Source organism: Flavobacterium humidisoli, assembly GCF_023272795.1.
GTDB classification, from domain to species: Bacteria; Bacteroidota; Bacteroidia; order Flavobacteriales; family Flavobacteriaceae; genus Flavobacterium; species Flavobacterium humidisoli.
In genome coordinates this window covers 349,135-373,778 of sequence record NZ_CP096829.1, presented here as the reverse complement: position 1 = coordinate 373,778, position 24,644 = coordinate 349,135, and the positions used below count along the sequence as shown (strand labels likewise).

The 24,644-nt window shown below is 31.8% G+C and carries 22 protein-coding genes; 21 read left to right on the top strand and 1 reads right to left on the bottom strand.

Going from position 1 to position 24,644, the window contains the following annotated elements; all coding sequences use genetic code 11:
• Positions 1-10: 10 nt before the first annotated feature.
• Positions 11-637, bottom strand: a complete 627-nt coding sequence (locus tag M0M44_RS01800; protein ID WP_095931487.1) for a MarC family NAAT transporter — start codon at positions 635-637, stop codon at positions 11-13.
• A gap of 122 nt (positions 638-759) precedes the next feature.
• On the opposite strand from M0M44_RS01800, the gene M0M44_RS01795 reads away from it, so the two are divergent.
• From M0M44_RS01795 to M0M44_RS01695, 21 genes are all read left to right on the top strand, one after another.
• Positions 760-1,125 (top strand): CoA-binding protein, encoded by a 366-nt coding sequence (locus tag M0M44_RS01795; RefSeq protein WP_248728265.1) that lies wholly within the window; start codon positions 760-762, stop codon positions 1,123-1,125.
• A gap of 127 nt (positions 1,126-1,252) precedes the next feature.
• On the top strand, positions 1,253-1,873 hold the full coding sequence (gene recR / locus M0M44_RS01790) for a recombination mediator RecR (protein ID WP_248728264.1): 621 nt from the start codon (positions 1,253-1,255) through the stop codon (positions 1,871-1,873).
• Between the two features lie 72 nt (positions 1,874-1,945).
• Positions 1,946-2,737: a polysaccharide biosynthesis/export family protein gene (locus M0M44_RS01785; protein ID WP_248728263.1), complete on the top strand. Its 792-nt coding sequence runs from the start codon at positions 1,946-1,948 to the stop codon at positions 2,735-2,737.
• Between the two features lie 16 nt (positions 2,738-2,753).
• Positions 2,754-5,195 (top strand): polysaccharide biosynthesis tyrosine autokinase, encoded by a 2,442-nt coding sequence (locus M0M44_RS01780; RefSeq protein ID WP_248728262.1) that lies wholly within the window; start codon positions 2,754-2,756, stop codon positions 5,193-5,195.
• A 10-nt stretch (positions 5,196-5,205) separates the two neighbouring features.
• On the top strand, positions 5,206-6,189 hold the full coding sequence (locus tag M0M44_RS01775; RefSeq protein WP_248728261.1) for an SDR family oxidoreductase: 984 nt from the start codon (positions 5,206-5,208) through the stop codon (positions 6,187-6,189).
• A 27-nt stretch (positions 6,190-6,216) separates the two neighbouring features.
• Positions 6,217-7,608, top strand: a complete 1,392-nt coding sequence (locus M0M44_RS01770) for a UDP-glucose 6-dehydrogenase (protein ID WP_248728260.1) — start codon at positions 6,217-6,219, stop codon at positions 7,606-7,608.
• Positions 7,609-7,688: 80 nt separating this feature from the next.
• On the top strand, positions 7,689-8,153 hold the full coding sequence (locus tag M0M44_RS01765; protein WP_248728259.1) for a UpxY family transcription antiterminator: 465 nt from the start codon (positions 7,689-7,691) through the stop codon (positions 8,151-8,153).
• A 284-nt stretch (positions 8,154-8,437) separates the two neighbouring features.
• Positions 8,438-9,724 carry a nucleotide sugar dehydrogenase gene (locus M0M44_RS01760; RefSeq protein ID WP_248728258.1) on the top strand — a complete coding sequence of 429 codons (1,287 nt, stop codon included), beginning with the start codon at positions 8,438-8,440 and terminating at the stop codon, positions 9,722-9,724.
• A gap of 14 nt (positions 9,725-9,738) precedes the next feature.
• The gene (locus tag M0M44_RS01755; protein WP_248728257.1) at positions 9,739-10,161 is read left to right on the top strand and encodes an adenylyltransferase/cytidyltransferase family protein; all 423 of its coding nucleotides are present in this window, start codon (positions 9,739-9,741) and stop codon (positions 10,159-10,161) included.
• Positions 10,162-10,164: 3 nt separating this feature from the next.
• A complete protein-coding gene (locus tag M0M44_RS01750; protein WP_248728256.1) occupies positions 10,165-11,166 on the top strand; it encodes a mannose-1-phosphate guanylyltransferase in 1,002 nt (333 codons plus the stop codon).
• Between the two features lie 16 nt (positions 11,167-11,182).
• Positions 11,183-12,235 carry a dTDP-glucose 4,6-dehydratase gene (rfbB, locus tag M0M44_RS01745; protein WP_248728255.1) on the top strand — a complete coding sequence of 351 codons (1,053 nt, stop codon included), beginning with the start codon at positions 11,183-11,185 and terminating at the stop codon, positions 12,233-12,235.
• A 43-nt stretch (positions 12,236-12,278) separates the two neighbouring features.
• Positions 12,279-14,774, top strand: a complete 2,496-nt coding sequence (locus M0M44_RS01740; RefSeq protein ID WP_248728254.1) for an SLBB domain-containing protein — start codon at positions 12,279-12,281, stop codon at positions 14,772-14,774.
• A 6-nt stretch (positions 14,775-14,780) separates the two neighbouring features.
• Positions 14,781-15,851 (top strand): Wzz/FepE/Etk N-terminal domain-containing protein, encoded by a 1,071-nt coding sequence (locus M0M44_RS01735; RefSeq protein WP_248728253.1) that lies wholly within the window; start codon positions 14,781-14,783, stop codon positions 15,849-15,851.
• 6 nt (positions 15,852-15,857) lie between these two features.
• Positions 15,858-16,886, top strand: coding sequence for a flavin reductase family protein (locus M0M44_RS01730; protein ID WP_248728252.1), 1,029 nt, complete (start codon positions 15,858-15,860; stop codon positions 16,884-16,886).
• Between the two features lie 23 nt (positions 16,887-16,909).
• Positions 16,910-17,686, top strand: coding sequence for a glucose-1-phosphate cytidylyltransferase (gene rfbF, locus M0M44_RS01725; protein WP_248728251.1), 777 nt, complete (start codon positions 16,910-16,912; stop codon positions 17,684-17,686).
• Positions 17,680-18,771, top strand: a complete 1,092-nt coding sequence (gene rfbG, locus M0M44_RS01720; protein WP_248728250.1) for a CDP-glucose 4,6-dehydratase — start codon at positions 17,680-17,682, stop codon at positions 18,769-18,771. The genes rfbF and rfbG overlap by 7 nt, the downstream gene beginning before the upstream one ends.
• A gap of 3 nt (positions 18,772-18,774) precedes the next feature.
• On the top strand, positions 18,775-19,827 hold the full coding sequence (locus M0M44_RS01715) for an NAD-dependent epimerase/dehydratase family protein (RefSeq protein ID WP_248728249.1): 1,053 nt from the start codon (positions 18,775-18,777) through the stop codon (positions 19,825-19,827).
• A gap of 8 nt (positions 19,828-19,835) precedes the next feature.
• Complete coding sequence (locus M0M44_RS01710) at positions 19,836-21,665, top strand: thiamine pyrophosphate-binding protein (protein WP_248728248.1); 1,830 nt, start codon at positions 19,836-19,838, stop codon at positions 21,663-21,665.
• A gap of 3 nt (positions 21,666-21,668) precedes the next feature.
• Positions 21,669-22,544, top strand: a complete 876-nt coding sequence (locus tag M0M44_RS01705; protein ID WP_248728247.1) for an acetaldehyde dehydrogenase (acetylating) — start codon at positions 21,669-21,671, stop codon at positions 22,542-22,544.
• A 6-nt stretch (positions 22,545-22,550) separates the two neighbouring features.
• Positions 22,551-23,561, top strand: coding sequence for a 4-hydroxy-2-oxovalerate aldolase (gene dmpG, locus M0M44_RS01700; RefSeq protein ID WP_248728246.1), 1,011 nt, complete (start codon positions 22,551-22,553; stop codon positions 23,559-23,561).
• Positions 23,561-24,616 carry an NAD-dependent epimerase/dehydratase family protein gene (locus tag M0M44_RS01695; RefSeq protein ID WP_248728245.1) on the top strand — a complete coding sequence of 352 codons (1,056 nt, stop codon included), beginning with the start codon at positions 23,561-23,563 and terminating at the stop codon, positions 24,614-24,616. Before dmpG ends, M0M44_RS01695 begins: the two co-directional genes overlap by 1 nt.
• The last annotated feature ends 28 nt before the right edge of the window (positions 24,617-24,644 follow it).

Here is a 24,644-nt window from a genome sequence, read left to right as displayed (position 1 = left end):
TATTTTGGAGTTAAAAATTTCCTTTTATAATATTTACTATAGCACTTACTATGTATTGAATTCCGATGGAAATAACGATAAAGCCAACAATTCTTGAAATAGCAACTATTCCAGATGCTCCTAAAATTCTAGCTAGATAATGAGCGCTTTTTAAAATGGCAAAAATCGCTACAGCAATTGCAAGAATAGCCAATGACGAAATTATAATTTCGTTTATTTCATGATGTTCTTGGTAAAAAGCAATTAAAAGCGACATTGACCCAGGGCCAGCTAGCATTGGTATTGCTAGAGGCGTTAATGCTATATCGTTTCTGTGTTGCGCTTCATTTTCAATTTTTTTATTGATTCCTCGTTTCTTGTTGAATTTTCCAGAAAGTAAAGAAAAACCAGAATTTACAATTACAATTCCCCCAGCAATTCTTAAAGCGTCTATGCTGATTCCGAAAAAAGTTAGAACATATTGGCCAATGAAATAAGAAACTAATAATATGATGAAGACATTGATTGCGGTCCAAAGAGAGATTCTGGATCTTTCTTTTTGAGAGTCGTGTTGAGTTAATCCGACAAAAATAGGTACAGTTCCAATTGGGTTTAACACTGAGAACAAGGCGGCAAATAAGTAAATAAATAATTCCATATTGTATTGGTTGGTTGAAGTAAATGTAGTTATTTTTTGATGTTTTATTGCTATTTATTCTGTATCAAAGACATAAAGTTTAATCGTTCTTTTTGATTACTTTTGCAGTCTAAACAAAAACAATGAAAAATAAAAAAACATTAGTTATAGGAGCGTCTACAAATCCAGAGCGTTATTCTTATAGAGCAGTAAATATGTTGGTAGGAAAAGGGAATTCTGTTTTAGCAATCGGACAAAAAGCTGGAGAAGTTGCAGGAGTAAAGATTCAAACTAAAGCAATACCAGTTAAAAATATTGATACTATCACTTTGTATTTAAATCCTATTCGTCAGAGAGATTATTATAATTATATTATTGAGTCGCATCCTAAGCGAGTGATTTTTAATCCAGGAACCGAAAACCCAGAGCTATACCAATTACTAGAATTAAATGATATTCAAGTAGAGGTAGCTTGTACATTAGTTTTGTTGGCTACAAATCAATACTAAAAATTCTTTGTTGCTTTTATTTAATCATAAAAGAAAGGGGTTTCTTGATAAATTCTCGTTAGTGTTAAGCTTTGAATTTAATGGCTGTAATGTAGGCTAAACCATTAAAAGTATTACTTTTGTCGTCATGGAATTTTCATCAAAATTAATTGAAAAAGCGGTAAACGAAATGTCACAATTGCCTGGTATAGGTAAGCGTACGGCACTTCGATTAGTTCTTCATTTGTTAAAACAGCCTAAAGAACAAACAGCTTTTTTGTCTCAAGCATTATTGAAAATGCGTGAGGATATTAAGTTTTGTGAAAGTTGCCATAATATTTCTGATACTAAAATGTGCGAGATTTGTGCTAATCCAGTTAGAAACCATGAAACAATATGTATTGTAGAAGATATTAGAGATGTTATGGCGATAGAAAATACGGGACAATTTAAAGGAATATATCATGTGCTTGGAGGGAAAATTTCACCTATTGAAGGAGTTGGTCCCAATCAGTTAAATATTTCTAGTTTAGTAACAAAAGTAAAATCTGGAAATGTAACCGAAATTATTTTTGCTTTAAGCTCAACTATGGAAGGAGATACAACAAATTTTTATATCTATAAACAAATTGCAGATTCTGAGATTATAATTTCGACAATTGCAAGAGGAATATCGGTTGGAGATGAATTAGAGTATGCAGACGAAATAACACTTGGGCGTAGTATATTACATAGAGTGCCCTTCGAAAAAACATTTAAAAATAATTAACTAAACCCCAAATAAAAGTTAGGTTTCTGTATACACTAAACGAAAATCTATACTTACCATAAAATTGAACGAATGACAAAAAACAGTTTTCTTCTATTCTTATTAATTTCTACATTATTTACCTCGTGCATTCCAATCAAAGATTTGGTTTATCTTCAGGATAAAAATGATTCAGATGAGCAAACAACAATTGCTGCAGTGGAATCAAAACCCTATAGACTACAAGTTAATGATGTTTTAAGTATTAATATAAAAGCAATTGATCCTAAATTAGTTTCTATTTTTAATACAACAGAGAGTCAAGGTGGGCAAACAGGAAAAAGTGAGTCGGCCTTATATTTTGATGGATTTACAGTTGATGATCATGGAAATATCAGAATGCCAATTTTAGGAGAAATAAATGTAATTGGGTATACTCTTGAAGAAGTTCGTGTAAAAATCGAAAAGAAATTATTAGAAGAATATTTTAAAAGTGAAGCCAATATATTTGTAACTGTTAAGTTGGCTGGTTTTAGATATACAATTAATGGCGAAGTTGGAAGTACCGGGACAAAAACATTATTTAAAGATAATGTAAATATTTTAGAAGCTGTTGCAAATGCTGGAGATATTACGACAGTTGGTAATAGGAGAGAAGTAACAGTAATTCGTCAAAGTCCAACAGGAGTGCAGATGCATAATATTGATCTTACCGATGTAAATGTAATGAAATCACCTTATTATTATTTGCAACCAAATGATTATATCTATGTAAAACCATTGAGGCAAAAAACATGGGGAACGGGTCAAACAGGGATACAATCAATAGGAACAATAATCACATTATTGTCTTTGGCAACAACAGTTTATTTAATTATAAAGTAAAAAATACATTTTTAAAATGTTAGATATTAAAGATTTTGCCATTTTTGAAAATCATTCTCATTTTGATTTTAAAGGGTTTCTGTTGAAAATTGCAAGTTACTGGAAATGGTTTTTTGCAAGTTTGATTATTGCATTCACTATTGCTTACCAGATAAATATTCGTAAAGAAAAAATTTACGGAATGCAAACCATGATTTCTATTAAAGAAGAAAGCAATCCTTTTTTTACCTCAAATACAAGTTTAGTTTTCAATTGGGGAGGAGTTTCAGATCAGGTAAATGGTATTTCTACAATTTTGCAATCAAGATCTCACAATGAGTTAGTCGTAGATAAGCTTCAATTTTATATTAATTATTTAGAGCAAGGGAAATACAATTTAGTTGATTCTTACGGAGCGGTGCCATTTTATGTCAATATTGACAAAACAAAGGGGCAGCTTGCAAATACATTAATTAATATAAAATTTTTAAGCGAAAATGAGTATCAAATTCAGATACCATTTGAAGTTAATACTGTTTCGTTAATTACTTATAGCAATAATTCTTATAGTAACACGTCAGTACAGCCTACAACTTTTATTAAAAAATACAAAGTAGGAGAACGTGTTAATCTTCCATTTTTAAATTGGAAACTTCAAATAGTAGATAATCCAGGTTTTTATAAAGGTAAAGAATACTTTGTAAGCTTTAATGATTTTGATGGAACTGTATCTCAGTACAAAGGCATAAACGTAGATGCTGGAAAAAGTGCGGGGTCGTTGTTAACTTTGTCAATGCAGGGAACAAATAAAGCAAGAATGGTTGACTATCTGAATGCTACCGTAAGGATGCTTATGAAATTGCAATTAGATGGTAAAAACCAATTTGCAACAAACACCATTAGATTTATTGATAGTACTCTTGTTGCAATGGAATCTCAGCTTAAAGAGACGGGTAACGAATTAAAGTCTTTTCAAAAAGATAAAAATATTTACCAAATAGAAGATGGTGGCTCTCGGGTTTCAGAAAAGATAATGAGTTTTGATGTTGAAAAAGATCAAGTTACTAGAAAAATAGCTTATTATAATTCGTTAAGATCATATTTAAATAGTAGTGACGACTATTCTAGGTTACCAGCACCTTCTGTTGCTGGAATTGAAGATCCGAATGTTGTTGCGAATGTTTCCAAGCTTATAGCCCTTTCTACTCAAAGATCAGAAATGGCTTATGCTGTAAAAAGCGAAAAAATATTTAAAGATTTTGATAATCAAATGGCTGCAGTAAAAAATGTTCTTCAAGAGAATATTGCTACTGCCAAGTCTTCTTTAGTTTATGATTTATCTTTGTTAAATGCCAAAATTGGCCAAGCAGAAAGTACTGTTAAAAAACTTCCTGAAGAACAACAAGAATTACTGAAGATTAAAAGGAAATATGATCTGAATGACAATATCTATACAGAGTTCCTTCAAAAGAGAAATGAAGCAGAAATTGTAAGAGCATCTAATCTATCTGATATTCATTTTATTGATCCTGCAAAAGATATTGGCGGAGGTTTAATTGGACCAAAGACTTCTGTAAACTATGTAATGGCTTTGTTTTTAGGGATTTTGGTGCCTTTGTTATTTGTCCTAGTAATATTTTTCATTAATAATTCAATTCAGAATGGTGATGACATTAGTAAATTAACACAAATCCCATTGCTTGGAATAATTGGTATTAATAAAGATTCAGGAAGTTTAGCGGTTTTTGATAAGCCTAAATCTGCTCTTTCGGAATCATTTAGGGGCTTACGTTCTTCCCTTCAGTTTTTATACAAAAAACAAAAAGTTGATGGATCAAAAACCTTAATGATTACTTCTTCAATTAGTGGAGAAGGAAAAACGTTCTGTTCAATAAATATCGCTACGGTTTTTGCTTTAAGCGAGAAAAAAACAGTAATAGTTGGTCTGGATTTAAGAAAACCAAGATTGGCAGATGAATTTCAACTGAAATCATCCCTGGGAGTTGTCAATTATTTAATAAGACAAAATAATTTAGAAGAAATTACTAATGAGACACCCATTCCTAATTTAGATATAATACTTTCAGGGCCAATTCCCCCAAATCCTTCGGAGCTAATTTTAAGTGATGCAATGAAAGAATTGATTGATGAACTGAAAAATAAATATGATTATATAGTTTTGGATACTCCGCCAGTTGGTTTAGTGGCAGATTCATTAGAATTAGTTCAGTTTGCAGATGTAATATTGTATATTGTAAGGCAAAATTATACTAAGAAAGATATGATAACGTTGTTAAATACTAGGCTTAAACGTGGAGAGTTAAGTAACGTTAGTATTGTGTTAAATGGTTATGAAAATAAAGCAAAATACGGTAGTGGTTACGGATATGGTTATGGAGCTTATTCAAATGGTTATCATGAAGAGGAAGTTAAAGATGGATTTTGGAAAGCATTTTTAAATCGAATTAGAAAAAAATAAACTTTGACAAATGGAAATCAGGGCAAAGAATACAATTTTGATTACAGGAGGAGCTGGATTTATAGGTTCAAATTTGACTGAGTATTTTTTAGGCTTAGGCTATAAAGTCGTTTGCTTGGATAATTTTTCTACAGGCCATCGTTATAATTTAAAAGATTTTTTAAATAACCCTGATTTTAAGTTAATTGAAGGTGATATCCGAAATTTATCTGATTGTAATTTAGCTGTTGAAGGGGTAGATTATGTTTTACATCAAGCAGCTTTAGGGTCTGTTCCTAGGTCGATAAAAGATCCAATTACTACTAATGATGTGAATGTTTCAGGATTTTTAAATATGCTTACAGCAGCAAGTGATGCTAAAGTAAAAAGATTTGTCTATGCGGCTAGTTCTTCTACTTATGGAGATTCTCAAGGATTGCCAAAAGTAGAAGATGTGATCGGAAAACCATTGTCTCCTTATGCAATTACAAAATATGTGAATGAACTTTATGCTGAAATTTTTAGCAAGACGTATGGATTAGAAACAATCGGACTTCGCTATTTTAATGTTTTTGGAAGAAAGCAAGATCCTAATGGAGCTTATGCAGCTGTAATTCCAAAGTTTGTAAAGCAATTTATGAACCACGAGAGTCCAATAATTAATGGAGATGGGAATTATTCTCGTGATTTTACTTATATAGACAATGTGATTCAAATGAATGAATTGGCAATGACTTGTCAAAATGCAGAAGCAATTAATACGGTTTATAATACGGCATTTGGAGACAGAAATACATTAAATGACTTAGTTAGATATTTAAAAGAATATTTATCAGACTTTGATCCGAAAATAAAAGATGTTCCAGTTGTTTATGGCGAAAATCGAGTAGGAGACATTCCACATTCTTTAGCAAGTATCGAAAAAGCAAAAAGAAATCTTGGTTATAATCCAAAGTATTCTTTGCAAGACGGATTAAAAGAAGCTGTCGAATGGTATTGGAATAATTTAAAATAAATTTAAGATCAAGATAAAATAGATCAAATGAAAATTACAAAAATTTGCTGCATTGGTGCAGGATATGTTGGAGGGCCAACAATGGCAGTAATTGCTCAAAATTGCCCCCATATTCAGGTTACGGTTGTTGATTTAAATGAACAAAGAATAGCAGATTGGAATGATCCGAATCCTGAAAATATTCCAATATATGAACCTGGACTTTCTGAAATTGTAGCAGAAGCAAGGGGCAGAAATTTGTTTTTTTCTACAAATGTGGATAAAGCAATAGATGATGCTCAAATGATATTTATTTCTGTAAATACACCAACCAAGACTTACGGAAAAGGAAAAGGAATGGCAGCAGATTTGAAATATATCGAGTTATGCGCCAGACAAATTGCAAGGGTAGCAAAACAAAATAAAATTGTAGTTGAGAAATCAACTTTGCCAGTTAGAACGGCTGAAGCAATTAAAAGCATATTAGATAATACTGGAAATGGCGTTCAGTTTCAAATTTTATCTAATCCAGAATTTTTAGCAGAAGGTACTGCGGTTGCAGATTTATTAAATCCTGACCGAATTTTGATTGGTGGCGATACAACTTTAGATGGAGAAGAGGCTATAAATTCATTGGTTGACGTTTATTCAAATTGGGTAAGTAAAGATCGTATTTTGACAACGAATGTTTGGTCATCAGAATTATCTAAACTTACAGCAAATGCCTTTTTAGCGCAACGTATTTCTTCAATTAATGCAATGTCAGAGTTATGCGAAAAAACAGGTGCAGATATAAATGAGGTTGCCAGAGCAATTGGTATGGATAGCAGAATTGGCCCTAAATTCTTAAAAGCTTCTGTAGGGTTTGGTGGTTCTTGTTTTCAAAAAGACATTCTGAATTTGGTTTATATCGCAAAGTCATACGGCTTGAATGAAGTTGCAGATTATTGGGAACAGGTTATCATCATGAATGATCATCAAAAAAGAAGATTTTCTAATAAAATTGTTCAGACATTATATAATACTGTAGCCGATAAAAAAATTACTTTTTTAGGCTGGGCATTCAAAAAAGATACAAACGATACAAGAGAATCGGCGGCGATTTATGTCGCGGATGATTTAATAAACGAACAGGCAAAAATCTCTGTTTTTGATCCCAAAGTTTCTAAAAATAAAATGTTAAGTGATCTGGATTATTTAGAAACCAGAAGCAGAGAAGAAAATGTAAAGTCTTTAAATGTATTTGAGAATGCTTATGAAGCATGCAAAGATGCACATGCAATTGCAATCCTAACCGAATGGGATGAGTTTACAACTTACGATTGGCAAAAAATTTACGATTCAATGCATAAACCTGCTTTTGTTTTTGATGGAAGAAATATTTTGAATGCGAAACAATTAGAGTCTATTGGGTTTGTTTACAAAGGCATAGGTTCTTAAGTTGATTTCTGCGTGAAGTAAAATGATGTTGTTTAATGTGAAGTAGTGGAAGGGTTTTACTTCGTTATAAAATAAGAAAAATGAATTGGTACGTAGTCTATACAAAGCCGAAATGGGAGAAAAAAGTAGCAGATAAACTCAATCAGTTGGGAATAGAGTGCTATTGTCCGCTGATTACTCAAGTTAAACAATGGTCTGATAGAAAGAAAAAGATTGAAGTGCCACTTTTTAATTCTTATGTTTTTGTCCAATTAGCGGATTCAGAACGAAGTTCTGTTTTTAAAGTAGCTGGAGTAGTTAGGTATTTGTTTTGGCTGGGAAAACCCGCAATTGTAAAAGATCAAGAAATTGAAACTATAAAAACAAGTTTAAAAGCTCCAAATATAAGTGATGTTTCAGTTTCCAGTATTCAAGTAGGCGATAAAATTAAATTAGAATCAGGAGCATTCAGTAATCAGAATGCAATTGTGCAGGAAGTGTCGAATAATTATTACACTCTGGTTTTAGAAAGCCTAGGATGTATTTTGAAAATAAAATATAAATAATAGCGTTATCCTAATAAAATTAACAGAAGAGAAAGTCTTTTTTTTAGATTTTTTTCTTCTGTTTTTTTTATCAAGTAATTATTTACAGCCTGATTAATAAGGTATTGTGGTTAGACGTTTTTTTGTTAACAATTAGTTTTTAAAGTATTACGGGAAACCGTATTGAATAAGTAGACTTATTGTGCTATATTTGCCGAAAATGATTAATTTAGGTAGCTGAGTCAGAGATTTGTGACTTGGAATGGCGAAGCCGTGAATTGTAATGACCTAAATAAATTTAGAAAATGGAATTAGAAAAAAATGTAAAAATTGCGGTTATTGGGCTAGGTTATGTAGGCCTTCCTTTAGCTCGATTATTTGCAACCAAATATGCAGTTGTTGGCTTTGATATAAATGAATCAAGAGTTAATTCTTTAAAATCGGGAACAGATACAACATTTGAAGTTGAAGATAATGTCCTGCAAAAAGTTTTAGTTGAAAAACCTAATGAAAAAGGATTGTATTGTACAACTTCAGTCGATGATATTGTAAATTGTAATTATTATATTGTTACAGTTCCCACACCTGTAGATAAAAACAATAGACCGGATTTGACTCCTCTGTATAAATCAAGTGAGTCCGTTGGTAAAGTTTTAAAAAGAGGAGACATTGTTATCTATGAGTCAACGGTATATCCAGGAGTTACAGAAGAACAGTGTGTTCCTGTTTTAGAACGATTTTCCGGCTTAAAATTCAATGAAGATTTTTTTGCAGGATACTCGCCAGAAAGAATCAATCCAGGAGACAAAGAGCATACAGTTGAAAAAATACTTAAAGTAACCTCAGGTTCAACTCCAGAAATTGGATTGAAAGTAGATGCTTTGTACAAGTCTGTCATTAAAGCAGGAACACATTTAGCACCAACAATAAAAGTGGCAGAAGCTGCAAAAGTGATTGAGAACTCTCAGCGAGACATTAATATTGCCTTTGTAAACGAATTAGCTAAAATATTCAACTTAATGAATATTGATACGCAAGAAGTTTTAGAAGCGGCGGCAACAAAATGGAATTTCTTGCCATTTAAGCCAGGTTTGGTTGGTGGGCATTGTATTGGTGTTGATCCTTACTATTTAGCACAAAGAGCACAGGAATTTGGATACCATCCTGAAATAATTTTAGCAGGAAGACGTTTGAATGACAGTATGGGCGAATATTTAGCTTCGCAGATAGTAAAGTTAATGATAAAAAAAGGTATCTCTGTGAACGGTGCAGAATTATTAATGCTTGGAATCACTTTCAAAGAGAATTGTCCTGACGTTAGAAACACAAAAATTGTAGATGTTGTAAAGGCATTAAAAGAATATGGAATTTTAGTAACCATATTTGATCCCCTTGCAAATGCACGTGATGTAATAAAAGAATATAATTTAATAACATTAAACTCTATTCCAAATAATAAATTTGATGCCATAGTCCTAGGAGTTTCGCATGCCGAATTTTTAGAATTAGATTTTGCTAAGTTGCAAAAAACAAATAGTTTATTATATGATGTGAAAGGAGTTCTAGGTAATATAGCCGATAATAGGCTCTAATTTAAAAGTGAATTATGAAAGTAGGAATAACCTTTAGTGCCTTTGACTTATTGCATGCGGGTCATATTAAAATGTTAGAGGAAGCTAAAAGGCAATGTGATTATTTAATAGTAGGTTTACAAACAGATCCAACACTTGATCGTCCAGAGAAAAATAGTCCTTCACAGACTGTTGTCGAGCGATATATACAGCTAAAAGGCTGTAAATTTGTAGATGAAATTGTTCCCTATGCAACAGAGCAAGATTTAGAAGATATTTTACGCTCCTTTACAATAGATGTAAGAATTATTGGTGATGAATATCGAGAGAAAAACTTTACGGGTCGTGATTACTGTGAGCAAAAAGGAATAACATTATATTTTAATGTTAGAGATCATCGATTCTCAAGTAGTAACTTAAGAAAAGAAGTTGCTGAAAAACAATTAAAGAAGATATAGTATATGGAGGTGTCTGTAACTCATGTTATTTTAACTGGCGGAGTAGGAAGCCGCTTATGGCCGCTTTCTCGTAAAAGCCAGCCAAAACAATATTTAGAAATATTTGAGGGTAAATCGTTGTTTGAGATGACTGTAGAGCGTAATAGTCATTTGGCCGATAAAGTAATGGTCGTAGGAAATGTAGATAACCATCATTTGAGCGGGAAGGTAATGAATAAAACCAAAACTTCGTACTTAAATATTGTAGAAGCAACCCCAAGAAATACAGCAGCTGCTATTGCTTTCGCTGCATTTGCTTCAAATTCAGAAGATATACTAATTGTTACTCCGTCAGATCATATAATTGATAAAATGGAAGGGTATAATAATGCAATTCAAGAAGCTATTGCTAAAGCCAAAGAAGGTTTTATAGTTACTTTTGGAATTATCCCAACTAAACCAGAAACAGGTTATGGTTATATTGAATCTAAAGGTGATAAAGTTTTATCATTTCGAGAAAAACCCAACGAAACTACTGCTAAAGAATTTATTTCAAGAGGAAATTTCCTATGGAATAGTGGTATGTTTTGTTTTAAGGCTGGGGTTTTACTTGATGAATTAAAGCAATTCCAGCCAGATATTTATGAAAAATCTAAAGCAGTTTGGGAAGCTTCGAAAGAAGGATTTTTAGATTTAGATTTATCAATGCAAATTCCATCAATAAGTATCGATTATGCTGTGATGGAAAGAAGTAAAAAAATTAAAGTAGTTCCTGCGTCTTTTTCTTGGTCTGATCTTGGTTCTTTTGAATCAGTATATGAGTATTTAGTTTCAAAGGGGCATCCTGTAGATTCTAATGGAAATATGGTAATAGGATGTGATAGTCATACAACTTTTTTAGGCTTAAGAAATACTATTTTTGTACACACTGACACTGCTAATTTGATTTTACAAAAAGAAAATTCGCAAGATGTAAAGGATATATATAACGAATTGGAAAAACAAAATTCAAATTTATTAAATTAATAAAGGCATTTAAAAAATGAAAAAAATTCTAATAACTGGCGGTGCTGGTTTTATTGGTTCTCATGTAGTAAGACGTTTTGTGAACAAATATCCAGAATATCAAATTTTCAACTTAGATGCATTGACATATGCAGGAAATCTGGAAAACATAAAAGATATAGAGAATAAACCAAATTACACTTTTGTTAAAGGAGATATTGTCGATGAAAGTTTTATTAATGATCTTTTTGAAATTCATAAATTTGATGGGGTTTTACATTTAGCCGCAGAATCGCATGTAGATCGTTCTATTGAAGATCCGCTTGCATTTGTTAAAACTAATGTTATTGGAACAATGAATTTATTAAATGCGGCTAAGAATCAATGGAAAGATAATTTTGAAGACAAAAGGTTTTATCATATAAGCACTGATGAAGTCTATGGCTCATTAGGAGTAACAGGATTATTTACAGAAGAAACCCCTTATGATCCAAATTCTCCATATTCAGCTTCAAAAGCAAGTTCTGACCATTTTGTTAGGGCTTATGGTGAAACTTATGGGTTGCCATATGTTTTAACAAATTGTTCAAACAATTATGGATCCTATCACTTTCCTGAGAAATTAATTCCACTTTTTATAAATAACATTATAAATAATAAACCACTGCCTGTTTATGGTGATGGAAATTATACCCGCGATTGGTTATTTGTAGAAGATCATGCTATAGCAATTGATCTAGTTTTTCATGAAGGAAAAAATCATGAAACTTATAATATTGGCGGATTTAATGAATGGAAAAATATAGATCTAGTTAAGTTACTATGTAAAATAATGGATGGTAAATTAGAAAGAGAGGCTGGCACTTCTGAAAAACTAATTACCTATGTAAAAGATCGACCTGGTCACGATTTGCGTTATGCGATTGATGCTTCAAAAATTAATAGAGAATTAGGGTGGAGACCTACAGTGACTTTTGAAGAAGGATTAGAAAAAACTATAAATTGGTATCTTAATAATCAAGAATGGCTTCAAAATGTTACTTCTGGATCCTATAAAGATTATTATCAAAAACAGTACTCATCAAACTAAAGGTATATAATAAATATATTAAAGATAATTTTTTCCTGTAAATATGAAAAATATAATATACGTTCTTACTCTATTTTTAGCATTAACAACATTTAATGCAACTGCACAAGATATAATGAAATCTAAAGATTTAAGTACTATAAAAGTTGACTACTTATCTGATGATGAATTGGCAAAAATTAGTGCTCAGTTAAAAAGTAATAATGCCACTATTGATCAAGTTGAATCAATGGCTCTTTCAAAGGGGATGAGCCAAACAGAGTTTAATAAACTTAAAATTAAGCTTAATGACTATGAGAAGAAAAATGCAAAAGATGGAGGTAAAGATAAAAATAAGGATGGTAAATTAAAAACTGGGGATAAGGATTCGGAGTTTGGTAGAAAACAGGACAAAATAAAAAATGAGAAGATAAAAGATTCTTTGAATGCATTAATTTTTGGATCAGAGCTATTTGATAATCCTACTTTAAATTTTGAACCAGATTTAAATTTGGCAACACCTATGAATTATGTTCTAGGCCCTGGTGATGAATTACAAGTAAGCGTTTATGGTGTTCAAGAATATAATGCAAATATACCCGTAAGTGTAGAAGGAAAAGTAAGTATAGACTATGTAGGACAAATTTCTGTTTCCGGAATGTCTATTGAGGCTGCTACACAAAAAATTAAAGCCGCGATTGCAAGAGTATATAGTACGGTTCGTTCTGGGCAATCTCAGGTGAGTATTAGTTTAGGAAAAATACGTACTATAAAAGTAACAATCGTTGGGGGCAAACAGCCTGGTAACTATTCAATATCTTCCTTAGCAACTGTTTATAATGCTTTACATTTAGCTGGTGGGCCAGGAAAGAATGGAAGTTATAGAAATATTGAATTAATTCGAAACAATAAAGTTTACAAGAATATCGATATTTATAGATTCTTAGTTAAAGGGGATCAATCTGATAATGTTTCATTAAAAGAGAATGATGTAATTAGAATCCCTGCATATAGTCAAAGAGTTACCGTTGAGGGAGAAGTGAAGCGCCCTGGCATTTTTGAAATGAAAAAAGATGAGAAATTTTCTGATTTGTTAAATTTTGCCTCTGGATTCAATGAGTTTGCTTATACTGCTTCAGTAAATGTGTTGCAAAAGACGGGAAAAGAATTTAAAGTCCATGATATAAATGAAAGTGAATATAATTCTTACCAGCCTCAATCAGGAGATGTTTTTAGAATTACTAAGATTTTGAATCGATTTGAAAATCGTATTAAGATTGAAGGTGCCGTTTTTAGACCAGATTATTACTCTTTTACTGAAGGAATGAGAGTTTCTGATCTTGTTACAAGAGCAGAAGGACTAAAAGAAGACGCATATAGTAAAAGAGCACGAATTATTCGTTTAAAAACCGATTTAACAACAGAAATTGTTAATGTAGATTTAGGAGCTGCTTTATCAGGTGATTTGAATGCTGACATTGAATTAAAAAGAGAAGATATAGTTACAGTATATTCTATTCTTGACTTTAGAGAAGAATATAAAGTTACTATAGATGGAGAAGTAAAAAATCCAGGCGAATACGAATATTTTGAAAACCTTACGCTAAATGACTTAGTTGTTCAGGTTGGAGGATTAACAGGTTCAGCTTCTAAAAGGGTTGAAATTGCTAGAATGATTAAATCTGATGCTATTGACGATGCTGATCCTAAACGTATAGAGTTAGTTGAGTTGGAAATAACCGCAGATAATAATGAACAAGTTAAGAATTTTGTCTTAAAACCTTTTGATGTCATTAATATTCGCCGTATGGCAGTTTATGAGAAACCAGAGATGGTAAAAGTAAGTGGAGCGGTTACCTATCCTGGAAAATACGTGCTAGCTAATAAAAAAGAGAGGGTTTATAATGTGGTAATGAGAGCTGGAGGATTAACATCTATCGCGAATTTAGATGGTATGAAGATAAAAAGACCAATCAAAGAAGAACAAATAGAGCAATTAGAAAGTATAAATCTTAATTTGGAGAAAAAAGAAACGTTCGAGCAGAAAGAGGGAACTTCAGTAGAATCAAATATTACAGCTAAAGATACACTTAAATCTAAATTGTCAAAAAAACTTAGAGACGAATTAAAATATACAACGATTCCAGTGAACTGGGAAAAAATTGTAAAAGATAAAAATCACTATTCTAATGTGACTCTATTTCCTGGAGATGAAATTGAAGTTGCTGTATATAACGAAGGGGTTAAAGTTACAGGAAATGTCTTGTTGACTTCTGAGATTCCTTATAGAAGTGGTAAAGGATTTAAATATTATATTAATTCTGTTGGAGGTGTAGATAATAAAGGATGGAAAAGAAAAGCATACATCATTTATCCTAATGGAAAAGCCGCCATAACAACCTCATTTTTGTTTTTCAAATCTTATCCTAAAGTAGAGCCAGATTCACAAATTGTTGTGCCTGAAAAACCTGAAAAAAAGAAAATGAGTGCTGGAGAATGGGCTGGGCTTGGAACGGCATTTGCGAGTTTAGCATTATTAATTGTAACTGCATTTAAATAATTCTTGATGGATAATACCCCTATTGGAAGCGAAGAGATTTCTTTAAAAGAAATACTAGAAAAAGTTAAAAATTATTACAACTATTTAATTTCTCAATGGAAGCTTATAGTATTGTTTGGCATTATAGGAGCTAGTTTAGGATTAAGTTATTCTTTTTTTAAAAAGCCAGTTTATACAGCAACACTATCTTTTGCTTTAGAAGATGATAAGCCTAGTAACGGTTTTGGAGGAGCTTTAGGGTTGGCAAGTTCTTTTGGTTTAGACTTAGGAGGAAGTGGAGGTGGAATATTTACAGGCTCTAATTTAACTGAGTTATTTAAATCAAGAACCATGGTTGAGAAAACATTATTGTCCCCGGTTAAATTTAATGGAAAACAAATTTCTCTGGCCGAAATGTATATTCAAAATAATGAATGGAGGGAGGCTTGGATCAAAAAGCCATTTTTAAGTAAAATTCAATTTTTACCTAATGACAATCGCCAGAAGTTTACAAGAATTCAGGATAGTATTTTGGGAATAATGTATAATAATTTGTCTAAAACAGGCCTATCTGTTTCACAAAAAGATAAAAAAGTTTCAATTATTAGTATTGATGTTAATTCAACTAATGAATTATTTGCAAAATATTTTTGTGAAGCTTTAGCTAGACAGGTTGGAAAATTTTATGTAGAGACCAAAAGTAAGAAGGCAAGAATGAATATGGATATTTTAGAGCACCAGGTAGATTCGATTAGAGGAGAATTAAATGGTGCAATTACTGGCGTTGCAGTTGCAAATGATAATACTTTTAATTTAAATCCAGCTTTAAATGTTCGAAGAGCGCCTTCTGCAAGAAGACAAGTTGATGTACAAGCAAATACAGCAATTTTAACAGAACTAGTCAAGCAAGCTGAATTAGCAAAAGTAACATTACGCAAAGAGACACCATTGATACAAGTTATTGATAGGCCTATTTTACCATTGTTTAAAGAACGCTTTGGAAAACTGAAAGGAATAATTTTAGGAGGTGGATTATCGGTCTTTTTGATTTCTTTGTTTTTAATTGCTAAGAGGTTGTTAAAACAACTTTTACAATAATTTGTAATGAAAAAATATACTTTAAAGGTTCAGGAAGTTAGAAAAGAAACAAAAGATACAGTGACTGTATGTTTTAAGCAACCAGGCCTAAAGAAAATCAAATACTTGGCTGGTCAATATCTTACGTTACAGTTTCGAATAAATGGCAGAAGATATATTAGACCATATTCATTTTCTTCAGCGCCAGTAATTGATTCTACACTTGATATTACAGTAAAAAGAGTGACTGGTGGAATAATTTCAAATCATATTAATGATAATATTAAGGTAGATGATGTAATTGAGGTATATGAACCCATAGGAGACTTTGTTTTTGAGAACTCTCAAGATGTAAGGGGTGTGACGTTTTGGGGAGTAGGTAGTGGTATTACTCCTTTGTTTTCGATGATAAAAGATATATTAGTAAATCAGCCCTCAGTCGATGTGCATCTTGTTTACGGAAATAAATCTAACTCATCAATAATTTTTAAAAAACAATTTGAGCAACTTAAAGTTGATTATGTTTCTCGCTTCAAAGTATGGAACTTTTTTTCTCAGGAAGAATTTTTTGAAGAAGATTCACACAACAAAAAAGGGCGTATACATAAAAAGTTTGTTGAGGATCTAATGAAAAGTACCCATTCTACAGATAGACATTATATTTGTGGTCCCATAGAACTTAAAAAAACAGTAAAGAAAACTTTAATCGAGTTGGGATATAGTGAAAACTCTATATTTTCAGAAGATTTTGAGTTAATAAAAAATCCAGAGGATTTTAAGGATATTTTAGATCAAGAAGTTTTATTGAGTTTTGAGGGATTAGAAAGAAATATAAAAGTAAACAAAGGTAAATCTGTCTTGGAAGAAGCTTTAGGACTTGGCATTGAATTGCCATATTCATGTCAAACAGGTAATTGTAGTACATGTAAAGGAATACTTAAGTCGGGACAGTTAAAAATGATTGGATTAGATAGACCCCGAACTGATCTAACTGAAAATGAGTATTTGCTTTGTTGTAGTTACCCGTTGACAGGTAATGTTTGTATCGAAGTATAATAACCATTATAATTATATAAAAAATGAAAGTAGTAATTTTTGCGGGTGGCTTTGGAACCCGTCTTATGGAGGAAACCGAGGCGAGACCTAAACCTATGGTTGAAATAGGAGGAAAACCTATTTTATGGCATATATTAAAAATGTATGAACAACATGGTTATAATGAATTTGTTATTTGTCTAGGTTATAAGGCTACTTATATAAAAGAATATTTTTATAATTATTATCTGCATAATTCAGATGTAACAATTGAATTGGCTAATAATAATATAAATGTGCATTTTTCAGAAACTGAATCTTTCAAAGTAACATTGATTGATACTGGCTTGCATACTAATACTGCTGGGCGATTAAAAAAAATAGAGAAGTATGTAAAGGGAGAAACTTTTATGTTGACTTATGGCGATGGTGTGGCAGATCTGAACTTAACAGCCCTTTATAATTTTCATCGTTCACATGGTCGTTTAGCTACTTTAACTAGTGTGCAAATACCAGGTAGATTTGGTAATTTAGATATCAACCAGTCTGGAGAAGTTGGGCACTTTGAAGAGAAACCAATGGGAGATGGTATGTGGATTAATGGAGGTTTTTTTGTATTAGAGCCTGGCATATTTAGATATTTGGATTACGATGTTGAAGATGTGCAATGGGAAAAAGGTCCTCTTGCTGCAATTGCTGACGATAATCAATTAGCAGCTTATAAACATACTGGATTTTGGAAATGTATGGATGCCCTTAGAGATCGTCATGAGTTAGAAGAAATGTGGAGTTCAGGCAATGCTAAATGGAAAACATGGTAGAAACATTATTTCAAAGATTGAAACAGACTTATAACGGTAAAAAAGTTTTTTTGACCGGACACACTGGTTTTAAAGGAGCTTGGATGCTTAAAACATTATCAATTTTAGGAGCTAAAGTCAAAGGTTATGCATTAGAACCACAGACAAAGGACGATTTGTTTCATTTAATAAATGGAGAACAAATTTGTGAATCCATAATAGCTGATTTGCGTGATAAGAAAAGATTAGAAAAAGAAATAATCGATTTTCAACCAGATTTCATATTTCATTTAGCTGCACAACCATTGGTTCGTTTGTCTTATGATATTCCTGCAGAAACTTTTGAAATAAATGTTATAGGAACTGCTAACATTTTAGATGTAGTTCGATTATTAGAAAAAAAGTGCGATGTGGTTTTAATTACTACAGATAAGGTATATCAGAACAATGAATGGATTTATCCTTATCGAGAAAATGATCGTTTGGGAGGTTATGATCCTTACAGTGCTAGTAAAGCATGTACAGAATTAGTTATTGATTCATATCGTAATTCTTTTTTTAATAGTAAGGATTATGATTTACATAAAAAAGGTATAGCAGTTGGTCGTGCTGGTAATGTAATTGGTGGTGGTGATTGGTCTAAAGATCGATTAATACCAGATATTGCCAAAGCATTCGCAATTGACAAACCTGTCACAATTAGAAACCCTAAGTCGATCAGACCATGGCAGCATGTATTGGAACCTGTAATAGGATATTTGCTGTTAGGAGCTAATTTAGCAGCCAAACCTATTCAATTTAATCAAGCGTATAATTTTGGGCCGCATTTTTTGGATGCACTTCCAGTAATTGACATGTTAAAGCTAGCTATGGAAAGTTGGAAAGGCGGAGAATACAGAGTAGAATCATCTACAAATCAACCTCATGAAGCAGGATTGCTAAAGCTTGATATTAGTAAAGCTATTATTGAATTAAACTGGGAACCAAAGTTGAATGCTGAAGAAGCTGTGAAGATAACAATTGATTGGTACAAATATTTTTTTAGTGAGCCAGAAATGATTTCAAATTTTACATTTCAGCAAATTAATTCTTACTTAAATTCATAATCGATGTTAAATTTTTTTGAAGACGATTTGAATTTAATATATGATAATACTAAAGGAATTTTGTTTGATGAGAATGATAAAACATTTTTCCTTACTGGAGGAACTGGTTTTTTTGGAATATGGATAATAATGAGTTTTTTATTTGTAAATAGAAAATTGAAATTGAATTCTAAAATGATTGTTTTAACTCGTGACAAAAAAAAGTTTCTATTAAAACATGGATGGATTGAGGACTATAGAGAAATTAGTTTTTTAGAAGGTGATATATCTAGCTTTGAGTTTATCGAGAATAATATTGATTATATTATTCATGCAGCAACTGAAGCAAGCATTAAGTTAAATGATGAAAAGCCTTTGGTAATGTTTGAAACTATTGTCCTAGGTACACAAAGAATTTTGGAGTTTGCCAGAATAAAAAAAGTAAAATCATTTTTACTAACTAGCAGTGGAGCAGTGTACGGTAAACAACCATCAGACATCGAAAAAATTTCAGAAGATTATATAGGAGCTCCTGTGACTTCTGATGCAAAATCTATGTACGGAGAAGGGAAGCGAATGGCAGAGCTTTTATGCGCGACTTATCATAAATTATTCAATTTACCCGTTAAAGTTGCGAGATGTTATGCTTTTATAGGACCATTTTTGGAATTAAATTCTCATTTTGCTGCTGGAAATTTTATTAAAAATCTTTTAAATAATGAAGATATTATAATAGAAGGTGATGGAACGCCTTATAGGTCTTATATGTATTCTGCTGATTTGACTATATGGTTATGGACTATATTAATTAAAGGGAAAAATAATAGTCCTTACAACGTTGGTTCGAGTAATGCTATTAGTATAGAGGAATTGGCAGATTTGATTTCAAAAAAAGATGATAGTAGCCAAACAAAAGTTATTATTAAAACAAAGAAATCTAATATTCCAGCCTTGAGATATGTTCCAGATGTGGACAAAGCTATGAATGAATTAAATTTAAGAATTTACACAGACCTTGAAGCTTGTTTAGAAAAAACAATCTCGTTTAATAAAAATATTTTAAACATTTCGAAATAAATATGATTATGAAAGTATCCGATTTAATAGCAGATTTTTTAATTAAGAATGAAATAAAGCATGTGTTTGGAATTATTGGTGCTGGTAATGCACATATTTTTGATTCAATTCAGCAAAAAGGATATACTGAAATAATTTGTGTTCATCATGAACAAGCGGCATGTATGGCAATGCAAACTTACTACAGGACTAGTGGTAAAGTGACTGCAGCTATTTTAACAACTGGAGCAGGTTCAACTAATGGAATCACTGGGGTTGTAAGTGCATGGGCTGATTCAATACCTGGAATTGTAATATCTGGTAATGAGCATTCAAAATTTGTAGATATTCATAAAGATGTTAGGATGTGGGGAGTGCAAGGATATGATAGCCCCGCAATGGTTGAAAAAGTAACCAAATACGCAACAAAAGTTTCTGAATCAAACTTAGTAGTATATGAATTAGAGAAAGCTTATTCAATAGCACAACATGGTCGTCCTGGCCCCTGCTGGATTGATATTCCAATGAATTTACAATCTAGTAATATTGAAGAAAAAGAGGTGGTTCATTTTAGACAAGACGAGCTACCTGAATTGCATTTGGATTCTGATTCAAAATTGTCAGAAAATATAAATTTAATAGTAGAAGCTCTAAATAAAGCTGAAAGGCCCTTGTTTTGGTTTGGTAATGGTATACGTTTAGCAAATGCTGAGTTATTATTGGAACCATTACTAGAAAAATATAATATACCTGCATTAGTTACTTGGGCTGGTATAGATTCAATTGATTCTAATCATCCATTAGTTTACGGAAGAGCTGGTACATATGGACAAAGGAGTGCGAACTTTATTCTTCAAAATTGTGATTTATTGATCTGTATTGGAACAAGAATGGCTATCTCGCAGATTGGTTATGATATTAATGAGCTAGCTAGAGAAGCAGATATTGTCGTTGTCGATGTTGATAAATTTGAATTAGATAAATATAAAGAAAGATATAAATATTCTGTAAATGCTGATGCAGGAGATTTTATAAGAAAAATGCTTGATAAAGAGTTGAATAAAACATCAGATTTCTTAGATTGGATTGAGATCTGTAATAATTATCGTAAACAATATCCTTGGTTTAATTCAGAAGATCATCCCGATAAAGACGGATTTATTAATTCTTATCAATTTATGGAAAGATTAAATTCTTATTTGAAAACTGATCAGCATATTACTACAGACATGGGAACTGCACTTTTGAGCGGTCATCAGGTATTGAGAATTGGTAAAGATCAAAGATTAATGACTTCTACTGGTTTGGGGGAGATGGGATATGGTTTGCCTGCAGCAATAGGATCATCTGTAGCCAGAGAAAAAGGAGAAGTTATGTGCTTAAATTGTGATGGTGGAATGATGATGAATTTGCAAGAATTGCAAACAATAGTCCACTATAAATTACCAGTAAAATTATTTATTTTTAATAACGATGGTTATTTGATGATTAAGCATACACAAAATGCCCTTTTTAATGGTAGGAGAGCTGGAGTTGACACTAACTCAGGTGTAACATGCCCCAATTTTAGTGCATTAGCGGAAGCTTTTGGAATACCTTCTTATCAGATTAGAACATGGGAAGACTTTGATAAATTTATTCCTGAAATTCAAGAAATTTCTGGACCTGTAATTTGTGAAGTTTTTATGCATCCACATCAATTATTCGTTCCAAAATTAGGTTTGGCTATCCAAAGTGATGGTAGTTTAATATCTCCTCCTTTGGAAGATTTATCTCCATTTATTTCACGAGACGAATTGAGTAAAAACATGTTAAATGGTTTGCATCTTAAATCTACTAACATTGAAGTTAAAATATAATAAATGAAAAAATTAAGAGTCGCAATATTAGGAAGCGGAAATATTGGTACTGATTTATTAATAAAAATTCAACGATCTGAATTTTTAGAATGTGTTCTATTCATTGGTAGGAATTTATCATCACCAGGTATGGCTAAGGCAATAGCTATGGGAGTGAAGGTTTCAGATGAAAGTATAAATGCAATAGTTAAGAATTCAGATTTAGTAGATTTGGTGTTTGACGCAACTTCGGCTAAAGATGCTAAAATTCATTGGGATATTTTAGATAAATTAGGTAAGATTGTTGTTGATATGACACCTGCTAAATTAGGTGTATTTTGTATTCCTGCAGTAAATTTAGTTGATATTACTGAACACAGAAATGTGAATATGATTACCTGCGGTGGTCAAGCATCAATTCCTATTGCCTATGTAATTGGTAAAACTCAAAAAAATGTGCAATATATCGAAGTTGTTTCAAGTATTGCATCTAGAAGTGCTGGACCTGCAACAAGATTAAATTTAGATGAGTATGTAGATACTACTGAAAATGGAATAAAACATTTTTCGAATGTCTTAAAAACAAAAGCGATTTTAAATTTAAATCCTGCAAATCCTTGTATTGATATGCAAACGACAATATTTGCTCAGGTAGAAAATCCTGATATGGAATTGTTAAATGAGGAAATTGATATAATGATCGAAAAGATACAAGAATATGTGCCTGGATACAGTTTATTAGTTCCGCCTGTTTTTGAAAATGGAAGGATAGTAATAATGGTAAAGGCTCAAGGATTAGGAGATTATCTTCCAAAATATGCTGGTAATTTAGATATTATCAATTGCGCGGCAATAGCCGTTGCAGAAAAATACTCAAAATACTTAAATAATATCAATTAATTCATAATGATTAAGCAAATATTAATTAGTGATCCTACATTACGAGATGGAAATCATGCTTGTTCACATCAGTTAAGTGCAGAACAGATCGCAATCTATGCACAAGCTGCCGATCATGCGGGAGTACCTGTAGTAGAAGTGGGGCATGGTAATGGATTAGGTGCATCTTCACTTCAAGTTGGATTAAGTAAGGAAGATGATAAAACGATTTTAGAAACTGCAAGAAAACACCTTAATAAAAGTAAATTAGGAATACATGTTATTCCTGGATTCGCAACTATAAAACGCGATTTAGTTAATGCTATAGATATTGGAGTAGATGTTATTAGGGTAGCATCTCATTGTACAGAAGCAGATATTACACAGCGTCATTTAGGATATGTAAGAGAAAGAGGTAAAGAAGCATATGGAGTATTGATGATGAGCCACATGGCATCTGCATCAATTCTGGTTGAAGAAGCACAGAAAATGGAGCTTTATGGTGCAGAAGGTATTATAATTATGGACTCTGCTGGAGCATACTTACCTTCAGATGTACAAGAAAAAATTTCAGCATTAGTGAATGGATTAAAAGTTCCTGTAGGTTTTCATGCACATAATAATCTTGGAATGGCAATAGCAAATTCAATTACTGCTATTGAGTCGGGAGCTAAAATTCTTGATGGAACTGCTAGAGGTTTTGGAGCAGGAGCAGGTAATGCTCAATTAGAAGTTTTGGTTGCTGTTTTAGAAAAAATGGGCTATGTTACGGGAGTTGACTTATATAAAATTCTTGATGCGTCTGATATAGCCGAGAAAAAAATAATGACCACAGTTCCTACCATAAAATCTGATAGTATTGTAAGTGGTTTATCTGGAGTTTTTTCTGGTTTTGCTAAACATGTTACGAGAATTTCAAGTGAATATGAAGTAGATCCCAGAGATGTTTACTGTGAATTAGGTAAAAGAAAAATAGTGGGAGGACAGGAAGATATTATTATTGAAGTAGTTATGGATTTAATGAGAAATCGAAAATAATGAGTTTAGCTAAAAATAAAATTGTATTTGAAGATTGTAAGACTTCTTGTGTAGATATCGAAAGCTTTTCGGTTTTAAATAATCAATCTATCCTTGTTACAGGAGGTACCGGCTTTGTTGGTAAGTGGATTGTTGAAATGGTTTCTTATATAAATTCAGCTAGTGATGTAAATATCAAATTATGCTTACTAGCTAGAGATATAGCTAAATTTAAAGAAGAAGTTCCGCACTTGTCTGAAAAACCTTTTGTAAGATTCATAGAACAAGACGTTAGGTATTTGCATGATTTGCCCAATGATATAGATTACATTATACATGCAGCCGGTTCACCGGATAATAGAGAACATGTTTCTGATCCATTAAGAACTATCGAAACATTTTATAAAGGAACACAATCTATACTAGATGTTGCTTCAAGAATTCAGAATTTAAAAAAAATTATTCATCTAAGTTCACACCAAGTATATGGTAAAAACGAAACAGATCAATTAATCAATGAAAATTCTTTCGGTCCTATTGAGGGGCTTAATATCTCTAATTGTTATGCTGAATCTAAAAGAATTGCAGAGACTTTATGTTCTTATTATAAGAATAATCTAAGGTTGCCTATAATAATTTTAAGGCCTTTTGCATTTATGGGGCCATATCAAGATCTTGAAAAACCTTGGGCCGTTAATAGTTTTATTAGAGATGCAATTTTGGGAGGGCCAATTAGGATATTAGGAAATGGTTTAACCGAAAGAAGTTATTTATATGCTAGCGATATGGCATATGCCATTTTAAAATCATTAATCGATGGGAAAGTAGGAGAAATATATAACCTAGGAAGTAATATTCCCATATCTTTAAATGAATTGGCTTTAAAAGTACAAGGTCAATCTATTGCTAAAGTGGAAATTCTGTCCAAATCATCAAAAGAAAATTATTTGAATATTTCTAAATTGGTTCCTAATACTAATAAAATTGTAAAAGATTTAAATATAAAAGAAATATTTACAATAAATGATTCTATTAATAGAACCATTCTTTGGAATCAGCTAAGTAAAAATAATTAGAAAATTAAAATAAAATTTAATCAGTCAT

What these genes read in the sequence shown, in the direction of transcription:
- M0M44_RS01710 (WP_248728248.1), top strand. Translation starts at nt 19,836, where the DNA reads ATGAAAGTATCCGATTTAATAGCAGATTTTTTAATTAAGAATGAAATA.
- rfbF (WP_248728251.1), top strand. Translation starts at nt 16,910, where the DNA reads ATGAAAGTAGTAATTTTTGCGGGTGGCTTTGGAACCCGTCTTATGGAG.
- M0M44_RS01775 (WP_248728261.1), top strand. Translation starts at nt 5,206, where the DNA reads ATGGAAATCAGGGCAAAGAATACAATTTTGATTACAGGAGGAGCTGGA.
- dmpG (WP_248728246.1), top strand. Translation starts at nt 22,551, where the DNA reads ATGATTAAGCAAATATTAATTAGTGATCCTACATTACGAGATGGAAAT.
- M0M44_RS01730 (WP_248728252.1), top strand. Translation starts at nt 15,858, where the DNA reads ATGAAAAAATATACTTTAAAGGTTCAGGAAGTTAGAAAAGAAACAAAA.
- M0M44_RS01800 (WP_095931487.1), bottom strand. Translation starts at nt 637, where the DNA reads ATGGAATTATTTATTTACTTATTTGCCGCCTTGTTCTCAGTGTTAAAC.
- rfbB (WP_248728255.1), top strand. Translation starts at nt 11,183, where the DNA reads ATGAAAAAAATTCTAATAACTGGCGGTGCTGGTTTTATTGGTTCTCAT.
- M0M44_RS01740 (WP_248728254.1), top strand. Translation starts at nt 12,279, where the DNA reads ATGAAAAATATAATATACGTTCTTACTCTATTTTTAGCATTAACAACA.
- M0M44_RS01695 (WP_248728245.1), top strand. Translation starts at nt 23,561, where the DNA reads ATGAGTTTAGCTAAAAATAAAATTGTATTTGAAGATTGTAAGACTTCT.
- recR (WP_248728264.1), top strand. Translation starts at nt 1,253, where the DNA reads ATGGAATTTTCATCAAAATTAATTGAAAAAGCGGTAAACGAAATGTCA.
- M0M44_RS01780 (WP_248728262.1), top strand. Translation starts at nt 2,754, where the DNA reads ATGTTAGATATTAAAGATTTTGCCATTTTTGAAAATCATTCTCATTTT.
- M0M44_RS01750 (WP_248728256.1), top strand. Translation starts at nt 10,165, where the DNA reads ATGGAGGTGTCTGTAACTCATGTTATTTTAACTGGCGGAGTAGGAAGC.
- M0M44_RS01770 (WP_248728260.1), top strand. Translation starts at nt 6,217, where the DNA reads ATGAAAATTACAAAAATTTGCTGCATTGGTGCAGGATATGTTGGAGGG.
- M0M44_RS01755 (WP_248728257.1), top strand. Translation starts at nt 9,739, where the DNA reads ATGAAAGTAGGAATAACCTTTAGTGCCTTTGACTTATTGCATGCGGGT.
- rfbG (WP_248728250.1), top strand. Translation starts at nt 17,680, where the DNA reads ATGGTAGAAACATTATTTCAAAGATTGAAACAGACTTATAACGGTAAA.
- M0M44_RS01785 (WP_248728263.1), top strand. Translation starts at nt 1,946, where the DNA reads ATGACAAAAAACAGTTTTCTTCTATTCTTATTAATTTCTACATTATTT.
- M0M44_RS01715 (WP_248728249.1), top strand. Translation starts at nt 18,775, where the DNA reads ATGTTAAATTTTTTTGAAGACGATTTGAATTTAATATATGATAATACT.
- M0M44_RS01795 (WP_248728265.1), top strand. Translation starts at nt 760, where the DNA reads ATGAAAAATAAAAAAACATTAGTTATAGGAGCGTCTACAAATCCAGAG.
- M0M44_RS01735 (WP_248728253.1), top strand. Translation starts at nt 14,781, where the DNA reads ATGGATAATACCCCTATTGGAAGCGAAGAGATTTCTTTAAAAGAAATA.
- M0M44_RS01765 (WP_248728259.1), top strand. Translation starts at nt 7,689, where the DNA reads ATGAATTGGTACGTAGTCTATACAAAGCCGAAATGGGAGAAAAAAGTA.
- M0M44_RS01705 (WP_248728247.1), top strand. Translation starts at nt 21,669, where the DNA reads ATGAAAAAATTAAGAGTCGCAATATTAGGAAGCGGAAATATTGGTACT.
- M0M44_RS01760 (WP_248728258.1), top strand. Translation starts at nt 8,438, where the DNA reads ATGGAATTAGAAAAAAATGTAAAAATTGCGGTTATTGGGCTAGGTTAT.